At 52.8% G+C, this 18244-nt stretch carries 13 protein-coding genes, 1 tRNA gene and 2 rRNA genes; 15 read left to right on the top strand and 1 reads right to left on the bottom strand.

All coding sequences use genetic code 11. The annotated features are described in order from the left end of the window. The first annotated feature begins 32 nt into the window (after window positions 1-32). The 11 genes from NYE26_RS27835 (at window position 33) to pssA (ending at window position 13445) form a co-directional block, all read left to right on the top strand. Window positions 33-108: transfer RNA gene (locus NYE26_RS27835), tRNA-Ala, on the top strand. A gap of 168 nt (window positions 109-276) precedes the next feature. Then, a 23S ribosomal RNA gene (locus NYE26_RS27830) occupies window positions 277-3204 on the top strand. Window positions 3205-3281: 77 nt separating this feature from the next. Further along, window positions 3282-3398 (top strand): 5S ribosomal RNA (rrf, locus tag NYE26_RS27825). Between the two features lie 434 nt (window positions 3399-3832). Beyond that, entirely contained in the window at window positions 3833-5005 is a 1173-nt protein-coding gene (locus tag NYE26_RS27820; RefSeq protein ID WP_339251633.1) for a GNAT family N-acetyltransferase, read from the top strand. A gap of 362 nt (window positions 5006-5367) precedes the next feature. Beyond that, entirely contained in the window at window positions 5368-5829 is a 462-nt protein-coding gene (locus NYE26_RS27815; RefSeq protein ID WP_036721901.1) for a CtsR family transcriptional regulator, read from the top strand. Between the two features lie 30 nt (window positions 5830-5859). Further along, entirely contained in the window at window positions 5860-6381 is a 522-nt protein-coding gene (locus NYE26_RS27810; RefSeq protein ID WP_076081723.1) for a UvrB/UvrC motif-containing protein, read from the top strand. A 29-nt stretch (window positions 6382-6410) separates the two neighbouring features. Then, window positions 6411-7475 (top strand): protein arginine kinase, encoded by a 1065-nt coding sequence (locus NYE26_RS27805; RefSeq protein ID WP_339251630.1) that lies wholly within the window; start codon window positions 6411-6413, stop codon window positions 7473-7475. A 37-nt stretch (window positions 7476-7512) separates the two neighbouring features. Then, a complete protein-coding gene (clpC, locus tag NYE26_RS27800) occupies window positions 7513-9981 on the top strand; it encodes an ATP-dependent protease ATP-binding subunit ClpC (RefSeq protein WP_076081724.1) in 2469 nt (822 codons plus the stop codon). A 204-nt stretch (window positions 9982-10185) separates the two neighbouring features. Further along, complete coding sequence (gene radA, locus NYE26_RS27795; RefSeq protein WP_036692317.1) at window positions 10186-11553, top strand: DNA repair protein RadA; 1368 nt, start codon at window positions 10186-10188, stop codon at window positions 11551-11553. Between the two features lie 13 nt (window positions 11554-11566). Next, complete coding sequence (disA, locus tag NYE26_RS27790) at window positions 11567-12643, top strand: DNA integrity scanning diadenylate cyclase DisA (protein ID WP_036721893.1); 1077 nt, start codon at window positions 11567-11569, stop codon at window positions 12641-12643. Window positions 12644-12707: 64 nt separating this feature from the next. Next, complete coding sequence (gene pssA / locus NYE26_RS27785) at window positions 12708-13445, top strand: CDP-diacylglycerol--serine O-phosphatidyltransferase (protein ID WP_076081725.1); 738 nt, start codon at window positions 12708-12710, stop codon at window positions 13443-13445. Window positions 13446-13615: 170 nt separating this feature from the next. On the opposite strand, the gene NYE26_RS27780 is transcribed toward pssA, so the two are convergent. After that, window positions 13616-14011, bottom strand: coding sequence for a hypothetical protein (locus NYE26_RS27780; protein WP_036692322.1), 396 nt, complete (start codon window positions 14009-14011; stop codon window positions 13616-13618). Window positions 14012-14220: 209 nt separating this feature from the next. On the opposite strand from NYE26_RS27780, the gene NYE26_RS27775 reads away from it, so the two are divergent. From NYE26_RS27775 to gltX, 4 genes are all read left to right on the top strand, one after another. Then, on the top strand, window positions 14221-15309 hold the full coding sequence (locus tag NYE26_RS27775; protein ID WP_339251625.1) for a PIN/TRAM domain-containing protein: 1089 nt from the start codon (window positions 14221-14223) through the stop codon (window positions 15307-15309). 100 nt (window positions 15310-15409) lie between these two features. Beyond that, complete coding sequence (gene ispD, locus NYE26_RS27770; RefSeq protein WP_036721883.1) at window positions 15410-16108, top strand: 2-C-methyl-D-erythritol 4-phosphate cytidylyltransferase; 699 nt, start codon at window positions 15410-15412, stop codon at window positions 16106-16108. Next, on the top strand, window positions 16105-16593 hold the full coding sequence (ispF, locus tag NYE26_RS27765) for a 2-C-methyl-D-erythritol 2,4-cyclodiphosphate synthase (protein WP_076081728.1): 489 nt from the start codon (window positions 16105-16107) through the stop codon (window positions 16591-16593). The genes ispD and ispF overlap by 4 nt, the downstream gene beginning before the upstream one ends. A gap of 58 nt (window positions 16594-16651) precedes the next feature. Next, a complete protein-coding gene (gene gltX / locus NYE26_RS27760) occupies window positions 16652-18115 on the top strand; it encodes a glutamate--tRNA ligase (RefSeq protein WP_209878853.1) in 1464 nt (487 codons plus the stop codon). Window positions 18116-18244 lie beyond the last annotated feature (129 nt).

The raw sequence follows: 18244 nt of genomic DNA, 5'->3' as shown, positions 1-18244 counted from the left end.
GTTTCCATTTGTTCGGTTTTGATGGAATTTGCGGGGCCATAGCTCAGCTGGGAGAGCGCCTGCCTTGCAAGCAGGAGGTCAGCGGTTCGATCCCGCTTGGCTCCACCAACAAACTTCATCTATTTGTTATGTCTGAAATACTAGATACAACTTGATCCTTGAAAACTGGATACCGAAACGAATTTGCGTTTTAGAACATTCCTTTAAGCTGAACTTGTGTAAACAAGTTTTGAATTAATGGCGATGCTAAGCGGTTTTCCTTAGGGAAAACGCATTGGTTAAGCTACTAAGAGCACACGGAGGATGCCTAGGCGCCAGGAGCCGACGAAGGACGTGGCGAACAACGAAACTGCCTCGGGGAGCTGTAAGCAAGCTTTGATCCGGGGGTGTCCGAATGGGGAAACCCAGCTGTGGTAATTCGCAGTTACTCGTATCTGAATACATAGGATACGCAGAGGCAGACCAGGGGAACTGAAACATCTAAGTACCCTGAGGAAGAGAAAACAATAGTGATTCCGTCAGTAGCGGCGAGCGAACGCGGAACAGCCTAAACCAAGGGGCTTGCCTCTTGGGGTTGTGGGACGTCTCACATGGAGTTACAAAGGAATATGGTAGGCGAAGAGGTCTGGAAAGGCCCGCGATAGAGGTAAAAGCCCTGTAGCCTAAACTGTGTTCTCTCCGAGACGGATCCCGAGTAGTGCGGGGCACGTGAAACCCCGTATGAATCCAGCAGGACCATCTGCTAAGGCTAAATACTACCTGGCGACCGATAGTGAAACAGTACCGTGAGGGAAAGGTGAAAAGCACCCCGGAAGGGGAGTGAAATAGAACCTGAAACCGTGTGCTTACAAAAAGTCAGAGCCCTTTCTATGGGTGATGGCGTGCCTTTTGTAGAATGAACCGGCGAGTTACGTTTAACATGCAAGGTTAAGGTGAGAAGCCGGAGCCGCAGCGAAAGCGAGTCTGAATAGGGCGACTGAGTATGTGGACGTAGACCCGAAACCGTGTGATCTACCCCTGTCCAGGGTGAAGGTGCGGTAACACGCACTGGAGGCCCGAACCCACGCATGTTGAAAAATGCGGGGATGAGGTGGGGGTAGCGGAGAAATTCCAATCGAACTCGGAGATAGCTGGTTCTCCCCGAAATAGCTTTAGGGCTAGCCTCGGTGAATGGAGTGGTGGAGGTAGAGCACTGATTGGGTGCGGGGCCCGCAAGGGTTACCAAGCTCAGTCAAACTCCGAATGCCATTTACTTCTTGCCGGGAGTCAGACAGTGAGTGCTAAGATCCATTGTCAAAAGGGAAACAGCCCAGACCATCAGCTAAGGTCCCCAAGTGTGTGTTAAGTGGGAAAGGATGTGGAGTTGCACAGACAACCAGGATGTTGGCTTAGAAGCAGCCACCATTGAAAGAGTGCGTAATAGCTCACTGGTCGAGTGACTCTGCGCCGAAAATGTAACGGGGCTAAACACACCACCGAAGCTATGGCTAGATGCTTTGCATCTGGGGTAGGGGAGCGTTGTATGTGGGTTGAAGGTGTACCGTAAGGAGCGCTGGACAGCATACAAGTGAGAATGCCGGTATGAGTAACGAAAAGATCAGTGAGAATCTGATCCGCCGAAAGCCCAAGGTTTCCTGAGGAAGGCTCGTCCGCTCAGGGTAAGTCGGGACCTAAGGCGAGGCCGACAGGCGTAGTCGAAGGACAACAGTTTGAAATTACTGTACCACCGTAATCCGCTATGAGCGATGGGGTGACGCAGGAGGGTAGTGACGCGGACTGATGGATGTCCGTCTAAGCAGTGAGGCTGGTGTGCAGGCAAATCCGCACATCGTAAGGCTGGGCTGTGATGGGGAGCGAAAATTATAGTAGCGAAGGTCATGATCTCACACTGCCAAGAAAAGCCTCTAGCCAGGAGAAGGTGCCCGTACCGCAAACCGACACAGGTAGGCGAGAAGAGAATTCTAAGGCGCGCGGAAGAACTCTCGTTAAGGAACTCGGCAAAATGACCCCGTAACTTCGGGAGAAGGGGTGCCTCGGTAGGGTGAATAGCCCGAGGGGGCCGCAGTGAAAAGGCCCAAGCGACTGTTTAGCAAAAACACAGGTCTGTGCGAAGCCGTAAGGCGAAGTATACGGGCTGACGCCTGCCCGGTGCTGGAAGGTTAAGGGGAGCGGTTAGGGGTTAAACCCGAAGCTGTGAACCGAAGCCCCAGTAAACGGCGGCCGTAACTATAACGGTCCTAAGGTAGCGAAATTCCTTGTCAGGTAAATTCTGACCCGCACGAATGGCGTAACGACTTGGGCGCTGTCTCAACGAGAGATCCGGTGAAATTTTAATACCTGTGAAGATGCAGGTTACCCGCGACAAGACGGAAAGACCCCATGGAGCTTTACTGCAGCTTGATATTGAATTTGGGTACGATCTGTACAGGATAGGTGGGAGCCGGTGAGGCAGGAGCGCAAGCTTCTGCGGAGGCGCCGTTGGGATACCACCCTGATCGTATCTAGGTTCTAACCTAGTGCCCTTATCGGGTACGGGGACCGTGTCAGGCGGGCAGTTTGACTGGGGCGGTCGCCTCCTAAAGAGTAACGGAGGCGTTCAAAGGTTCCCTCAGAATGGTTGGAAATCATTCGCAGAGTGCAAAGGCATAAGGGAGCTTGACTGCGAGACCTACAAGTCGAGCAGGGACGAAAGTCGGACTTAGTGATCCGGTGGTACCGCATGGAAGGGCCATCGCTCAACGGATAAAAGCTACCCTGGGGATAACAGGCTTATCTCCCCCAAGAGTCCACATCGACGGGGAGGTTTGGCACCTCGATGTCGGCTCATCGCATCCTGGGGCTGAAGTAGGTCCCAAGGGTTGGGCTGTTCGCCCATTAAAGCGGTACGCGAGCTGGGTTCAGAACGTCGTGAGACAGTTCGGTCCCTATCTGTCGTGGGCGCAGGAAATTTGAGAGGAGCTGTCCTTAGTACGAGAGGACCGGGATGGACGTACCGCTGGTGCATCAGTTGTTCCGCCAGGAGCATGGCTGAGTAGCTACGTACGGACGGGATAAGCGCTGAAAGCATCTAAGCGTGAAGCCCCCCTCAAGATGAGATTTCCCAACATGTAAGACCCCTTGAAGACGACGAGGTAGATAGGTTGGAGGTGGAAGTGCAGCAATGCATGGAGCTGACCAATACTAATCGGTCGAGGGCTTATCCAAAAAGACTAACACACAAATTCGTTTCGGATTCAGTTTTCAGGAATCAATTCCTGAAGCATTTACGCTGTAAATGCCCGTTTGGTGGCGATAGCGGAGGGGTTCCACACGTACCCATCCCGAACACGACCGTTAAGCCCTCCAGCGCCGATGGTACTTGGACCGAAGGGTCCTGGGAGAGTAGGACGTTGCCAAGCACATGAGCCATTGTTGAGCAATCGACAGTGGTTTTTTTGCGTGCGGGCAGGGCTGTGGAAAAGCTGTGGATAGATTTCAGTAAGTACAGAAAAGTTGCGCACATGTGGATACCTTTACAGGAACAGAATGATCCCCGGATCATGGGGGGATCACGCACAATATTGTGGATGAGTCAAGCGAAAACATAAGTAATACACCGATTTTGTGGATAAAAAGTGAATATTGTGGATAGATAAAATGTAATCGGGGATAACTCATTTCAGCCGGAAAGAAACTCTTTCCGGTTTTTTGCTTTGCTGTGCAAAAGCTGTGGATAACTATTCTTTTTGCAACTGGTGGCCAGCCTTTATTAGCATCCGGCGGCTTGGCTTGTTATACTCTCTATTAAGCAAATATCTGGAGCTAATTTATGGAATGTAACGGGGGGAACAGCATGGAAATCAGGCAATTACGTGCCGGAGAATTTGAGGACAGCCTGAGCTTGTCCGAATATGCTTTTAAGTATAAGGTTTCTGCAGAAGATAGAGTACGCGCCAGGGAGAACTTCAAGCCGGAACAAACCTGGGCGATTTTTGAAGGAGACAGCATAGGTGCGAAGCTGACGCTTCTTCCGTTACAGGTATATATACAAGGCAAGCCCATTTCTATGGGGGGCATCGCCGGTGTAGCCACTTGGCCGGAGAACCGCCGGCAGGGCTATGTAGCCCATCTGCTGACCCATGCGCTCGAGACGATGAATGAAGCCGGTCAGACGTTGTCCTTTTTGCATCCGTTCCTGATTCCCTTTTACCGTAAATTCGGATGGGAGATCTACTGTGAATATAAGAAGTATACTCTTCCGGTAGGGAAGTTCCCGCACAAGACGGAGATTAAGGGCAGCGTGAAGCGCGATATCCCGGATCTTGCAGTATTCCAGCAGTTGTACGACCAATTCGCCATGAGGTATAACGGGACTCTCCAGCGCACTGAGACCTGGTGGAAGGAAAGTGTGCTTGATGATGCTACGCATTCCTGTGTGTTTTATTCAGAGCAGGGTGAACCGGAGGGCTATGTGCTGTATAAAATAGTGCAGCAGGAGCTGGTCATCGATGAGTTTATCTATGGGAACGAGCTTGCCCGCCAGGGCTTGTGGACATTCCTGGCCAATCACGACTCCATGATTACGGCTGCACAGCTGAAGCTGGTGCCGGCTGACGACATTCTGCCCTTCCTGCTTCCCGATCCGCGGATTGCGCAGGAGAATTATCCATACTTCATGGCGCGTATCGTCAATGCTAAGGCTTTTGTGGAGAACATGATCTTCAATGTGCCGGAGGGTGACCGGGAGCGGGTGCTTTATATTGAAGATAAGCATGCATCATGGAACAACGGGTTATGGCAGTGGACTGTGTCGGAGCAAGGGGCAGCGACGTTCACCCGGATTCAGGGCGAGCGGTCAGAGGCTGACCTGGAATGCAGTATCGGCACGCTTACTGTGCTGCTGATGGGATACAAGCGCCCGCTTCAGGCGGCAAAGTACGGACAATTATCCGGGACTGCTGAGGCGACAGCTTGGCTTGAAGCGCTGATTCCGCAGGCCGAGACGGCATTATTCGATTTTTTCTGACAGAGAACGGCTCTTCCTCTTCCCTTGGAAAGGGAAGAGCTGTCCTATACATAACGCCTCCATTCAGTGAACGAAGCAGGCAACCGGAATACAATACAGCCAAAACGTAGAAAATAAGAGTAACCCCTTGGCATTCAGCGAGAATATGTTATAATATGAAAAAGTCAAAGAAAGTCAAAGTCAACGCAGGCCGGATATCATCGTTCTCAGGAATGTAACATTTAGAGAAAAAGCGCAGTGCAGAGGCTATTGCAGCCGATTCTTATTACATTGCCCGGGTTAAGTTCTTAAGAGCATGTCTCTGACGGCAGGCGTTGGCGCAGCACAGATTTAACCAATGCTTATACACTGGAGGATGAGTGATGCGTAATATCTCCGATATTATTGAACAATATCTGAAGAATATTTTGCATGAAAGTCCCGAAGGTACGGTGGAAATTCAGCGCAATGATCTGGCGGACCAGTTCTCCTGTGTCCCGTCACAGATCAATTACGTCATCAGCACACGGTTCACATTGGAAAAGGGATATGTGGTGGAGAGCAAACGCGGCGGCGGCGGATATATCCGGATTCAGCGCTATGAGCTGCCTCAGAATGTGGCCTTATACGCACATCTGAACTCCACGATAGGGAATGATATTGATCAGAATTCTGCCGAAGGGCTGATTTATCAGCTGGAGGAGGCCCGTTTCCTCTCCAAACGTGAAGCGTGTCTGATGCGGTCTGCGGTTTCCCGGGAATGCCTGACGGTTAATCTGCCGTACCGGGATGAGATTCGTGCCAAGCTTATGAAGGCTATGCTAATCTCTTTATTGGGCAAATAATTTGTCAAATGGTAAGGAGGGACACCGCTCATGCTATGCCAGGAATGCGGCGTCAAACCGGCTACACTCCACTTCACGAAGATTGTGAACGGGGAGAAGACGGAATTTCATATCTGCGAAAGCTGTGCGCGGGAGAAGGGTGAACTGATTCCCGGAACTGCGGGAGGCTTCTCTATCCACAGCTTGCTTTCCGGTCTTCTGGATCTGGAAGGCGCAGGCAAGAGCAAGACAGCAGCACAGAATGTGCAGGGTCTGCATTGTGAAAACTGCGGCATGACCTATTCACAGTTCAGCAAGCTGGGACGGTTCGGCTGCAGCTCTTGCTATAAGTATTTCGACAGTACGCTCGACCCGCTCTTCAGACGGGTGCATGGCAGTACAGCGCATGTCGGCAAGCTTCCCAAACGGGCGGGCGCACAGATCATGTGCAAGCGCCAGATTGATGAGCTGAAGCAGGAATTGCAGCAGAGTATCGTGCAGGAGGAGTTCGAGACCGCAGCTGAGCTGAGGGACAGAATCCGCAAGCTTGAAAAAGAAATGCCACAAGAGTAAAGTCTTTGATATATAGGAGGGATCCGGGCATGTCAAGTCTCCGGTTTACCGAACAAGCACTGAGTGACTGGATGCGCTGCGGCGGCAGCCATTCCGAGATTGTCATCAGCAGCCGTATGCGGATCGCCCGTAATCTGGAGCATCTTCCGTTCCCGCTGCTCGCTTCAAGAGAGCAGTCGGAGGAGGTGCTGGAGCAGCTTGCCCCCGTATTTCAGGGTGAAGCTTCGGCCGACTTCGGCAGCTTCGAGCTGTTGAGACTGGATGAGCTGGGTGAGCTGGACAAAAAGGTACTGGTGGAAAAGCACCTCATCAGTCCTAAACTGGCGGATGATTCCAAGGGCGGGGCAGTCATTCTTAATGAGGACGAGTCGGTCAGCATTATGATCAATGAGGAGGATCATCTCCGCATTCAATGCCTGTTCCCGGGGCTGCAGGTCAGAGAAGCCTGGGTAAGGGCAACCGCCATCGATGATATTTTCGAGGCTGCTGTCAATTACGCCTTCGATGACCGCAGAGGCTACTTAACAAGCTGTCCCACCAATGTGGGAACAGGGCTGAGAGCCTCGGTTATGGTGCATCTGCCGGCCTTGGTGATGACGCATCAGATCAACCGCATTTTGTCCGCAGTTAATCAGGTGGGGCTTACCGTTAGAGGAATTTATGGTGAAGGCAGCGAAGCAGTAGGGAATATCTTTCAGATCTCCAACCAGATTACGCTTGGACAGACCGAAAATGAGATTATTGAGAATCTTCACAGCGTAGTCACCCAGATTATAGAGCATGAACGCAACGCCCGCGAACGCCTGCTGGTCGATTCCGCTCTGCGGATTACGGACCGTATCAAGCGCTCCTACGGAATTCTGGCCTATGCTGCTGTGATGGAACTGAAAGAATCGGCACAGCGGCTCTCCGATCTGCGGCTTGGTGTAGATCTGGGGATTCTGGAAGGGCCTTCGATTTCAGTGCTCAATGAGCTGAATGTCAAGACTCAGCCGGGCTTTCTGCAAAAGCTGTTCGGTGACGAGCTGTCGCCTACTGAACGCGATATGTACCGGGCGAAGCTGCTCCGGGAGACACTGGGATCACAACATTAAATTATAGATATTTATTATCCGTGGAGGTGCAGGAGATATGATGTTTGGAAGATTTACGGAACGCGCACAAAAGGTGCTGGCGCTGGCGCAGGAAGAAGCCGTACGTTTGGGACACAACAACATTGGGACAGAGCATATTTTACTCGGACTGATTCGTGAAGGAGACGGCATTGCCGCTAAGGCATTGATCGGACTTGGTCTGGGTCTGGAGAAGATACAGGATGAAGTGGAAACACTGATTGGCAGAGGTCAGGAACAACCGACCAACATCGCTTATACTCCTCGTGCCAAGAAGGTGATCGAGCTGTCCATGGACGAGGCCCGCAAGCTGGGTCACACGTATGTGGGAACAGAGCATATCCTGCTCGGTCTGATCCGCGAGGGAGAGGGCGTAGCAGCCCGTGTGCTGAACAATCTCGGCATTAGCCTGAACAAGGCCCGCCAGCAGGTATTGCAGCTCCTGGGCAGCAGTGAAGCCACCTCCAGCCACAGCGGAGCTCCGGCTAACGTCAGCACGCCAACACTGGACGGCCTGGCCCGCGATCTGACGGCCTATGCCAAGGACGGTAACCTCGACCCTGTGATCGGCCGCAGCAAGGAAATTGAGCGTGTCATTCAGGTGCTGAGCCGCCGGACCAAGAATAATCCGGTGCTGATCGGTGAACCTGGGGTTGGTAAAACGGCGATTGCCGAAGGTCTGGCCCAAAAGATCATCAACAATGAAATTCCGGAGACGCTGCGCGACAAACGTGTCATGACCCTCGATATGGGTTCTGTAGTGGCTGGTACGAAATACCGCGGTGAATTCGAAGACCGCCTCAAAAAAATCATGGATGAGATTCGCCAGGCGGGCAACATCGTGCTGTTCATTGATGAGCTTCATACGCTTATCGGAGCGGGTGGTGCGGAAGGCGCGATTGATGCCTCCAACATCCTGAAGCCTGCCCTCGCCCGTGGTGAGCTGCAATGCATCGGTGCCACAACACTTGATGAATACCGCAAATATATTGAGAAGGACGCCGCGCTGGAGCGCCGCTTCCAGCCGATCACAGTGGATCAGCCTTCCCCTGAGGAAGCTGTACAGATTCTGTTCGGTCTTCGTGACCGGTACGAAGCCCATCACCGGGTGAAGATTACAGATGAAGCCATTGTGGAAGCAGTTAAGCTGTCTGACCGCTACATTCCTGACCGGTTCCTGCCAGACAAGGCCATTGACCTGATTGATGAAGCAGGCTCTAAGGTAAGACTGAATTCTTACACCATCCCGCCGAATCTGAAGGAACTGGAAATGCGTCTGGATGATATCCGCAAGGAGAAGGATTCCGCAGTACAAAGCCAGGAGTTCGAGAAGGCTGCTGCACTTCGCGATACCGAGCAGAAGATTCGTGAAGAGCTGGACACTACGAAGAACCAGTGGAAAGAAAAGCAGGGCCGCACCGATTCCCAGGTTACACCTGAGGATATCGCACAGGTGGTGGCCAGCTGGACCGGCATTCCGGTCAGCAAGCTGAAGGAAGAAGAGACAGACCGCCTGCTGAATATGGAAGCCCTGCTGCATGAACGTGTAATTGGCCAGGACGAAGCCGTTAAGGCGGTCAGCCGGGCACTCCGCCGGGCGCGTGCGGGTCTGAAGGACCCGAAACGTCCGATGGGCTCCTTCATCTTCCTCGGACCTACCGGGGTTGGTAAGACCGAGCTGGCGCGGGCGCTTGCCGAAGCGATGTTCGGTGACGAGAATGCGGTAATCCGCATCGACATGTCGGAGTATATGGAGAAGCATTCCACCTCCCGGCTGGTCGGAGCGCCTCCAGGGTATGTAGGGTATGAAGAAGGCGGACAATTGACAGAGAAGGTGCGCCGCAAGCCTTACTCGGTTGTACTGCTGGATGAGATTGAGAAGGCCCACCCTGAAGTGTTCAACATTCTGCTGCAGGTACTGGAAGACGGCCGTCTGACCGATTCCAAGGGCCGCGTGGTCGATTTCCGCAATACCCTGATCATCCTGACCTCGAACGTAGGGGCACAGGCGATCAAGAAGAATTCGACGCTTGGATTCACCGCAGTACAGGATGCAGGCGCGGATTACAGCAACATGAAGGGCAAGGTTATGGAAGAGCTGAAGAAGAGCTTCCGGCCTGAGTTCCTGAACCGGATCGATGAGATCATTGTCTTCCACTCGCTGGATGAGAAGCATATCGCAGAGATCGTGACTCTGATGTCCGAGGAGCTGCGCAAGCGTCTGCGTGAGTACGATGTAGATTTCCTGCTCACTGACGGCGCCAAAGCATTCCTGGCCAAAGAGGGCTATGATCCGGCCTTCGGTGCCCGTCCGCTCCGCCGGGCGATTCAGAAGCATATCGAAGACCGCCTCTCTGAAGAGCTGCTCAAGGGCAACATCAAGAAGGGGGATTCCCTGAACATTGATGAGGTGAACGGCGAACTGGTCGTAACCACCGTTGAAGCACCGGCCGAGGTCTCCCTGGAGAAAACAGTCGAAACTGAATAATTGTTCCGGAAAATGAAACAATGCTCCCGTTCCTCCGTATAGAGGGGCGGGAGCTTTATTTGTTTATACCCTAACATGCCTAAAAGAAGACGCAAATGAAAACTAGATCTTAAGTGTCCTTCCGTTCAGTGTGCAGAAATGGTAAACTTTGAATAAGAGTAAAATATCCGCAATTTTAGCAAGTTCGGACGGTAAGGAGTGCACATGGCTAAACCTAAAACAAAATTTTTCTGTACCGAGTGCGGCTACGAATCACCGAAGTGGTTCGGGAAGTGCCCGGGCTGCCAGGAATGGAACTCGATGGTAGAGGAAACGGAAAGCGTCGTCAAAACACAAGGCATGAATGCACCTATTTTTCAGAGTAAAGAAAAGGCGCAATCGATCATAAATATAGAAAGTGACAAGGAGCCCCGTATTCTGACGGGCATCGGTGAGCTTAACCGCGTGCTTGGCGGCGGGATCGTTCCCGGCTCGCTAGTGCTGGTCGGAGGCGACCCCGGAATCGGGAAATCGACCCTGCTGCTGCAGACTTCGCATGCCCTGACTACACAAGGGCTGCGCGTGCTGTATATTTCGGGGGAAGAATCTGTGCGGCAGACCAAGCTGCGGGCCGACCGCCTCGGAGCGCTGTCTGCGGAATTGTACGTTCTGTGTGAGACGAACATGGAGAGCATTGAGGAAGCGATTGAGCAGATTCAGCCTCAGTTTCTGGTCATTGACTCGATCCAGACTGTATTTATGCCGGAGGTAACCAGTGCGCCGGGCAGTGTAGCACAGGTGCGGGAATGTACGACAAGATTCATGCGGATCGCCAAGATCCGGGGAATTGCTACGGTGCTTGTAGGGCATGTAACCAAGGAAGGCGCTATTGCCGGACCGCGTATGCTGGAGCATATGGTGGATTGCGTCCTTTATTTTGAAGGGGAGCGCCATCATACGTACCGTCTGCTGCGGGCGGTGAAGAACCGCTTCGGCTCCACCAATGAGATCGGGATCTTTGAAATGGGGGAAATCGGGCTGACCGAGGTGGAGAACCCGTCGGAGCTGTTCCTGTCTGAGCGCCCGCTCGGAGTTGCCGGGTCAGCGGTAGTAGCCAGCATGGAAGGCACAAGACCCGTTCTTGTTGAATTGCAGGCGCTGGTGGCTTCGACACATTTCCCTTCGCCCCGCAGAATGTGCACAGGTATGGATCATCAACGGATGGCGCTGATCATTGCTGTGCTGGAGAAGCGGATGGGCATGTTCCTGCAGAATCAGGACGCTTACCTCAACGTTGCGGGAGGAGTGAAGCTGGATGAGCCGGCGGTGGATTTGGCTGTCGCTATCAGCATTGCCTCCAGCTTCCGTGATTTTCCGACCAAGCCGTATGATGTGTTTTTCGGGGAGGTAGGGCTTACCGGTGAGGTGAGAGGGGTATCACGCGCAGAGATGCGGGTGAAAGAGGCGGCCAAGCTTGGCTTCCGGCGGGTTATTATGCCCGAGAAGAGTCTGAAGGGCTGGAAGCATCCGCAGGATATCCAGATTATAGGCGTCAGCACAGTAGCACAGGCACTAGCGGTCGCGTTAGATTAGGGGGCACAGGGATATGAAAGAATATAATCCATCAGATAATATGAATGATCTGCTTAGAATGGCTGCACCCGGAACACCCTTCCGGGAAGGGCTGGAGAATGTGCTTCGCGCGAAGACCGGGGCACTGATTGTTGTCGGATATAGTCCGGAGGTCATGGAGGTTGTCGATGGCGGCTTCTCCATTAACTGCGATTTTTCACCAAACTATTTATACGAGCTGGCCAAAATGGACGGAGCGATTATTCTGAGCGAGGATCTGAAGCGGATTCTGTACGCCAATACGCAGCTGATCCCCGATTCCTCCATCTCTTCGATCGAGACAGGAATCCGGCACCGGACGGCAGAACGGGTAGCGAAGCAGACCGGCAAGCTGGTCGTTTCTATTTCCCAGCGCCGTAATATTATTACGCTGTATCAGGGCTCCATCCGTTACGCACTCAAGGAAATTGGTTCGATTCTGGCCAAAGCCAACCAGGCGATCCAGACCCTGGAGAAGTACAGAGCCGTTCTGACACAAGGGCTGACCAACCTGTCCGCTTCCGAATATGAGGGGATTGTGACGGTGGCCGAGGTCGTCGGTGTGATCCAGCGCGTGGAGATGGTGCTGAGAATCAAAATGGAAATTAAGCGTTATATCAACGAGCTTGGCAATGAAGGCCGGCTGATCAGTATGCAGATGGAAGAACTGGTTGGAAATACAGAGGAAGAAGCATGGCTGCTGTACAGAGACTACGCCAGAGAAGAGCAGGAGGAGAAGATCCGTGAGATCATTGCCGGGCTGAAGCGCAGCAGTGATGATGAACTGATGGATGACAACCATATTGCCCGCCTGCTGGGCTATTCCTCAACAGCCATTTCCTCCGAAGAAGCTGTAACTCCGCGTGGTTACCGCCTGCTGAACAAGATTCCACGGCTGCCGAATGTAATCATCCACAATTTGGTAGAACGCTTCGAAATGCTGCCTAACCTGATGAAGGCAAGCATAGCTGAGCTTGATGAAGTGGACGGCATTGGCGAGGTCCGCGCACGCAATATTCAGGACGGGCTGAAGCGGCTCCAGAAACAAGTTCTTATTGACAGACAAATGTAAATACCATACAATCACGTAATGTTGCAGTCCCATGCAGTACAAGTAGGAAAATTGAGGTGAAGAAATGATACAAAAATCAATTCCAAGTCTTTTTACGATTGGTAATCTGATGCTTGGAATGTTTGGTATCATGATGGCGTTTGACGGCAAGCTGAGCATGGCCGCTATCATGGTGATTATCGCGATGCTGCTCGATGGGCTGGATGGCCGGATGGCCCGTGCGCTGAAATGTGAGAGTGAATTCGGCAAGGAGCTGGATTCTCTATCCGATGTAGTTTCGTTTGGAGTCGCCCCGGCGCTGATTATGTATTTAACAAGTCTGCAGGAGCTGAATCCTGCACTGGGATGGACCGTCACAGCGATCTTCCCTGTATTCGGAGCCTTACGTCTGGCCCGGTTCAATGTCCGCCCGGGGATTCCGGGATATTTCGTAGGATTGCCGATTCCTGCTGCGGGCGGGGTTCTGGCCACGCTTGCACTTTTCCATAAGGATGTATCCGCACCATTCATGATTGTGGCTACCCTGCTGTTGTCGTATCTGATGGTCAGCACAGTGAAGTATCCCAACTTCAAGAAGATTGGTTTTCCCAAAAAAGCGGTTATAGGCGCACCTGTAGTTATTGTGATCGCTGTAGCTGTTGCGGTGGTCTTCCCTGAACAGATTGCCAAGCTGATCTTTGGACTGCTGGCGCTGTATGCATTGTACGGCTTCAGACAGAGCTTAGGACTGTTTAAGGTCCGCCGGCAACGCCGCCGCAGAAGACGCGCGGAGGATAAGGTATATCATTCCAAGAACGGTTAGCCCTTCTTCAGAACTTATTTCATTCATAGACCGCTATATACAAAAGGCATTGCCTTTCCTGAATATCAGGAGAGTGCAATGCCTTTTTGCTGCCTGCGGGGAGGGAAGTATACGGAATACGGTTCCCCCGGAGCTGGCGGAATGGATGAAGGAGAGCGCGGACGGTCTGCTCAGGACAAGTTGAACAACCCGAGTGTTGCGCATTTCTGCGATTCCTTGGCGACAACCTCGTCCATATTGATAGCAAGCAAATTGCAGAGTGCAGACATGTAGAACAGCTCGCGGCCCAGCTCGGAGCCAATGACCTCCCGGCAGTTCTCACACAGCTCCCCTGCCAGATGGGTTCCGGCAAGCTCCTTGGCTTGCTCAAGGCCTAGAGTGGGCTCGAAGACCTGCTTGGTGGCATGCAGCTGAATGCAGCCGCATTCGGTAATGGCTTTGACGACAGCCCGGTTGACGGAAGCACTGCTCTGTCCGTTCTTGGACATGACATCCAGAAGACTACGGTGACGGAGCAGCAGTTCGGAGACTTGATCCTGGAAGGCCTGTAAACTTGGTGCGCTCATTTTCCATTCACCCCTGGGTTCGAATTGAATTCATTATATGCCAGGGTCTCCCTCATTTTCAACCAGGAATAGCAGTTTACGGCAACAGAACCGGACGAAATTCGGGGCTTGCAGAAAAAATAACGCGCCCCCGGATTATCGTCCTAAAAATTGGAACATACTGGTGAGGTATAGAGGATTGATGGATGAATAAAAGGAGGTGCGAGGTTATGTGGAAAAAGTCTGTTTTGATACTTGCCGGGTGTTGTGGAGCCTGGTCCGGTTATTCGCTATATCACGCGGCAGAAAGAGGGTTCCCGGTAGGCCTTGGGAAACTGGAGGATAGCTTGCCTATGGAAGGAAGCATTTTGTTTGCGGTGCTGGGTGCCATTATTTTTCTGATTGCGGGGACTTTATGCGCGGAATGGGCAAGTTCAAAGCTGCGGGAGATGGTTGCGTATTGCTCGGGTATCCCGATGAATGAGCTTGCTGCAGGCGCAGCAGGGCTTACGGGAGGTCTGCTGCTGTCTCTGCTGCTGTATCCCGCCATGTCCTGGCTGGGTAAAGCAGGTGAGCTGCTGCAGGTAGCTGCCACGCTTGCTCTGGGTTATATGGGCCTGCGGATCGGGCTGGAAAAGAAGGAGGAGCTGGCTTCGCTCTGGAATACCGGACGCTGGGCACGCTCTGCTGAACCGGAGGAGCGTGGAACTCAGGAGCATAAAATCCTCGATACCAGCGTGATTATTGACGGGAGGATTGCTGACATCTGTAAAACGGGCTTCATCGAAGGCACGATTGTTATTCCTGAGTTCGTGCTGGAGGAGCTGCAGCATATTGCGGATTCATCGGATCTGCTGAAGCGTAACCGCGGACGCAGAGGGCTTGATATTCTGAATAAGATTCAGAAGGAGCTGGACGTTAAGGTGCTGATCTATGAAGGGGATTTCGAGGAGATCTCAGAAGTGGACAGCAAGCTGGTCAAGCTGGCGAAAGTACTGCACGGCAAGGTCGTCACCAACGACTTTAACCTTAACAAGGTATGCGAGCTGCAGGGAGTGTCGGTGCTGAATATTAATGACTTGGCGAATGCAGTGAAGCCGGTGGTTCTGCCGGGCGAAGAGATCATTGTTCAGGTGATCAAGGACGGTAAAGAACATGGACAAGGCGTAGCCTATCTGGACGATGGCACGATGATTGTGGTGGAGGGCGGCCGGGATTATATCGGCACTACGATGGAGGTTCTGGTGACGAGCGTGCTGCAGACATCGGCAGGACGGATGATTTTTGCCAAACCGAAGCTTCTGGAAAAAGCACAATAAGTTCAGCCCAGGCCTCCGGCAGCACCCTTTCGGGCTTGGAAATGCCAGCCAAACACGTTATGATGGGAGTATACGTGAAAGAAAGACAGGAGCCGAAAGCATGTCAAACAGTGTTGGCGTCGTTATCGTAGCGGCAGGCAGAGGAACCCGGATGGGAACGGCAGAGAGCAAGCAATATTTGCTGCTGCAGGGCAAGCCGATACTCGTGCATACCCTGGAGGTATTCCAGCGGCATAAGCTGATCTCCGAGATTGTGCTTGTCACCGGGGAAGAGGATGTGCAGCGCTGTAAGCAGTGGGTACAAGCCTTCAAGCTGGATAAAGTGGCTGCGGTCATTCCCGGGGGAACGGAGCGCCAGCACTCGGTACGCCGCGGACTGGATGAACTTAAGACCCATTGGGTCATGGTTCATGACGGGGTAAGGCCGTTCGTACAGGACAGCGAGATAGAAGCTTGCTACGAGCGGGCGCAGTCCGCTGGAGCGTCGGTGCTTGCAGTACCGGTTAAGGATACGATCAAGCAGGTCGACAGTGAAGGCAAGGTGCTGTCAACGCCGGACCGGCGAAGTCTGTGGGCGATTCAGACCCCGCAGACTTTTCGTTTGTCCGATCTGCTGTCCGCCTATGAGGAGGCAGAGCGGGACGGTTTTCTCGGGACAGATGATTCCAGTCTGGCGGAACGCAGCGGCATTACCGTGTCAGTTGTAGAAGGAAGCTACATGAATATTAAGATCACGACGCCGGAGGACTTGGATTTCGCTGAATTCACAGTAAGAAGCAGGGGAGAGGGACACAGATGATTGCTGTAGGACAAGGATTTGACGTACACCAGCTGGTCGAGGGAAGGCCGTGTATTATCGGCGGAGTGACGATTCCTTATGAGAAGGGGCTGCTGGGGCATTCCGATGCGGATGTGCTGCTGCATGCGGTAAGCGACGCTATACTGGGAGCGCTGGGCCTTGGGGATATCGGCAGACATTTTCCCGATACCGATCCGGCCTTCAAGGATGCAGACAGCCTGAAGCTGCTGGAGCAGGTATGGGCACTTGCGCGTGAGCGCGGATACCGGCTGGGGAATATCGATTCAACCATCATAGCGCAACAACCGAAGATGGCACCTTATATTCCGCAGATGACGGAGATTATTGCCCGCACGCTGAACGCTGACGTATCGAAGGTGAATGTAAAAGCAACAACGACCGAGCAGCTTGGCTTCGCAGGGCGCGGAGAGGGAATTGCCGCCCAATCTATTGTTTGTCTGCTGCAAGATGTGATATCATCGTGAGATGGCTTTAGCGTAAATAAAGGCCTGATTTCAACCAATATGAAGCGGAGGGAAACCCATGGCGGATCAAGTTCGGGTGCGTTACGCACCGAGCCCTACGGGACATTTACATATCGGAAATGCCAGAACAGCCTTGTTTAACTATCTGTTCGCCCGCAATCTGGGCGGCAAATTCATTATCCGGATCGAAGATACGGATCTTAAGCGCAACATTGCAGAAGGTGAAGAGAGCCAGCTGAAGTATTTGAAGTGGCTGGGAATCGATTGGGATGAAAGCGTGGATGTAGGCGGCGAATACGGGCCTTACCGCCAGACTGAACGTCTGGATCTGTACCGTGTCTACTGGCAGGATCTGCTGGACCGCGGCCTGGCTTACCGCTGCTATTGCACAGAGGAAGAGCTGGAGGCTGAACGCGAGGAGCAGACGGCACGCGGCGAAACCCCGCGTTATTCCGGCAAACACCGTAATCTGACCGAGGAGCAGCGCCTGGCCTTTGAGGCAGAGGGACGCGTGGCCAGCATCCGTTTCCTTGTTCCGGAAGACCGCACTTATACCTTCAATGATATCGTAAAAGGCAGCATTTCGTTCAACAGCAAAGAAATGGGTGACTTCGTCATCGTGAAGAAGGACGGTATTCCGACCTATAACTTCGCTGTAGCGGTGGACGACCATCTGATGGCTATCTCCCATGTGCTGCGCGGAGAAGATCATATCTCCAATACCCCGCGCCAGCTCATGATTTATGAGGCACTGGGCTGGGAAGCGCCTCTCTTCGGACATATGACGCTGATTGTCGGCGATGACCATAAGAAGCTGAGCAAACGGAATGAATCGATCATTCAGTTTATTGAACAGTACGATCAGCTGGGCTACCTGCCGGAAGCTCTATTCAACTTCATCACTCTGCTGGGCTGGTCGCCTGAGGGTGAAGAGGAGATCTTCACCAAGGAAGAGCTGATCTCGATCTTTACGGCGGACCGTCTGTCGAAGAGTCCGGCAGTGTTCGATACGAACAAGCTGGCTCATCTGAACAATCACTATATCAAGCATGCCGATCCTAAGCGGATTGCTGCACTTGCCATTCCTCATTTGCAGAAGGCGGGCCGTCTGCCTGAGGTGCTCAGTGAGGAGCAGCAGGGCTGGGCGGAGAGCCTGGTTGCACTGTACCAGGAGCAAATGACAGCTGCGTCGGATATTGTCGCCCTCTCCGAGCTGTTCTTCCGCAGCCACCTGGAGCTGGAGACCGAAGCGGCAGGGGTGCTTGCCGAAGCTCAGGTTCCTGAAGTGCTGTCCGCATTTCTGGCCAAAGTGGAGGCTGCCGAAGATTTCAGCGCCCCGCATATGGCTGTTCTAATCAAGGAAGTGCAGAAGGAGACCGGTCACAAAGGCAAAGCGCTGTTTATGCCGATTCGTGTCGCTCTTACCGGACAGATGCATGGCCGTGACTTGAATGCAACGATTGCGCTGCTCGGCCGCAGCCGGGTGATCGAACGCTTGAAATCACAAATCAAAGGCGCTTAGGGCAGGGACGGGCGAGGGTAGAAGACACTTGTCAGTTCTGTGGCTTTTCGCTAAGATATAAGAATATAAGAAATAGCTGGGATCAGGAAAAGTAGGCGTATAAGGACAATTACCAGAGAGAATAACCGC

This window comes from Paenibacillus sp. FSL P2-0136 (assembly GCF_037975325.1).
In the GTDB taxonomy this organism is placed as follows: Bacteria; Bacillota; Bacilli; order Paenibacillales; family Paenibacillaceae; genus Paenibacillus_AQ; species Paenibacillus_AQ silagei.
The sequence above is the reverse complement of the archived record's forward strand: the minus strand, read 5'-3'. Positions and strand labels throughout refer to the sequence as shown.